The organism is Halorubrum sp. CBA1125 (genome assembly GCF_009742825.1).
Classification (GTDB): Archaea; Halobacteriota; Halobacteria; order Halobacteriales; family Haloferacaceae; genus Halorubrum.
The window spans coordinates 1-2,659 of record NZ_WPCE01000281.1; the positions used below are offsets into that span (position 1 = coordinate 1).

Consider the following 2,659-nt stretch of genomic DNA (forward strand, 5'->3'; position numbering starts at 1 on the left):
CCCTCGCGCGCTCTCGCGCCCTTGCGGGCGCTCGGAGGCGCGCCACCGCATCGTCGCGTTCTGCTCTGTCGTCGCCTTTGTCGGCCGCGCAATTCCGGGTCTCGCTCCGCCACCGCACGGTTCCGACGGTTTAAATCGCGTCGGGGCCCACGCTCCGGTAATGCAACCGAGTTCGCTCTCCGGGCTCCCCGCGGGCGTCGGGGAGGCGCTCGAAGCGGAGGGCGTCGCCGAGCTGTACCCGCCCCAGGCGGCCGCGGTCGAGGCCGGCGTCGTCAACGGCGAGAGCCTCGTCGCGGCGGTTCCCACGGCCTCCGGCAAGACCCTGATCGCCGAACTCGCCATGCTCTCGGCCGTCGAGCGCGGCGGCAAGGCGCTGTACATCGTCCCGCTGCGCGCGCTCGCCAGCGAGAAGAAGACGGAGTTCGAGCGCTGGGAGGACCACGGCGTCACCGTCGGCGTCTCCACCGGCAACTACGACTCCGACGGCGAGTGGCTCGCGAGCCGCGACGTCATCGTCGCCACCTCGGAGAAGGTCGACTCGCTGATCCGGAACGGCGCGCGTGGATCGACGACCTCACCTGCGTCGTGAGCGACGAGGTCCACCTCGTCGACGACGCCAGCCGCGGCCCCACCCTCGAGGTGACCCTCGCGAAGCTCCGGAAGGTGAACCCCGGGCTCCAGACCGTCGCGCTCTCGGCGACCGTCGGCAACGCCGACGTCATCGCCGACTGGCTCGACGCCGAGCTCGTCGAGTCCGACTGGCGGCCGATCGACCTCCGGACGGGGGTCCACTACGGCGACGCGCTCCACTTCGACGACGGGAGCAAACGCGAGGTGCCGGTCGGCCGCGGCGAGGACCAGACCGCCCGGCTCGTCGCAGACGCGCTCGACACGGAGGAGGACGGCCAGGGCGGCTCCTCGCTCGTGTTCGTCAACTCCCGGCGCAACGCCGAGTCCTCCGCCCGGAAGCTGACCGAGATTACCGGCCCGCGGCTCACCGACGCGGAGCGCGATCGGCTCCGCGAACTCGCCGAAGAGATCCGCGGCGTCTCCGACACCGACACCTCCGAGGACCTCGCGGATGCGGTCGAGCGCGGGTCGGCGTTCCACCACGCCGGGCTCGCCGCGGCCCACCGGAGCCTGGTCGAGGACGCGTTCCGCGACCGGCTGATCAAGTGCGTCTCCGCCACGCCCACGCTCGCCGCCGGCGTCAACACCCCCGCCCGCCGGGTGATCGTCCGCGACTGGCGGCGCTACGACGGGGAGTTCGGCGGGATGCAGCCGCTCGACGTGCTCGAAGTCCACCAGATGTTCGGGCGCGCGGGCCGGCCCGGGCTCGACCCCTACGGCGAGGCGGTGCTGCTCGCGAGCGACGCCGACGCGCGCGAGGAGCTGTTCGAGCGGTACGTCTGGGCCGACCCTGAGCCCGTCCGCTCGAAGCTCGCCGCCGAGCCCGCGCTCCGGACCCACGTGCTCGCCACCGTCGCCTCCGGGTTCGCCGCCACTCGCGACGCGCTCCTCTCGTTCCTCGACAACACCCTCTACGCCGCCCAGACCGACGACGCGGGGCGGCTCGCCGCGGTCACCGACACCGTCCTCGAGTACCTCGACGTCAACGGGTTCGTCGACCGCGACCGCGACGGCGGAACCGAGAGCCTCGCCGCGACCGGGATCGGCCACACCGTCTCGCGGCTCTACCTCGACCCGATGAGCGCGGCCGAGGTGATCGACGGCCTCCGGTCGGCCGCGGCCGACGCGAGGTCGGCCGACGCCGGATCGATCGACGGCGAGTTCGTCCTGTCGACCGACGCGACGGACGGCGACGATGCCGAGTTCGGGACGTACGCCCGGGCCGACGGCGAACGGAACGACGACGAAGACGCCGACACCCCCGACGACGGAAGCGACGACCACGCCGGATCCGCCGTGACCCCGCTCGGCCTCTACCACCTCGTCAGCCGCACTCCCGACATGTACGAGCTGTACCTGAAGTCGGGCGACCGCGAGACGTACGAGGAGACGTTCTACGAGCGCGAGCCGGAGCTGCTCGGCGACGCGCCCTCCGCGTACGAGGAGGTCCGCTTCGAGGACTGGCTCGCGGCGCTGAAGACCGCGCGCCTGCTGGAGGACTGGGCCAACGAGGTCGACGAGGACCGGATCGCGGAGCGGTACGGCGTCGGCCCCGGCGACATCCGCGGCAAGGTCGACACCGCGGAGTGGCTCCTGCGCGCGGCGGAGACGCTCGCGCGTGACGTGGACGGCGTCGACGGTGACACAGCCGAGGCGGTCCGGGAGGCCCGCAAGCGCGTCGAGTACGGCGTCCGCGAGGAACTGCTCGACCTCGCCGGCGTCCGCGACGTCGGCCGGAAGCGCGCCCGACGGCTCTACGAGGCCGGGATCGAGAGCCGCGCGGACCTCCGCGAGGCCGACAAGGCGGTCGTGCTCGGCGCGCTCCGCGGCCGCGAGCAGACCGCCGAGCGCATCCTGGAGAACGCCGGCCGCGAGGACCCCTCGATGGAGGACGTCGCCGCCGACCGCTCGGCGGCCGCCGCGGCGACCGCGGGCGCGACGCGGAGGTGACGGACGACGGGCAGGCGGAGGCCTGGGCTGGATTTCGGATTGAGGCGGGGACCGACTTCGGCCCGCCCGTTGACCCGGC

General features: G+C 73.3%; 1 pseudogene. It reads left to right on the forward strand.

Annotation, left to right across the window (positions count from 1 at the left end):
- Positions 1–160 precede the first annotated feature (160 nt).
- Positions 161–2,597: pseudogene (locus GJ633_RS15650) on the forward strand (ATP-dependent DNA helicase); the annotation flags it as partial.
- Positions 2,598–2,659 lie beyond the last annotated feature (62 nt).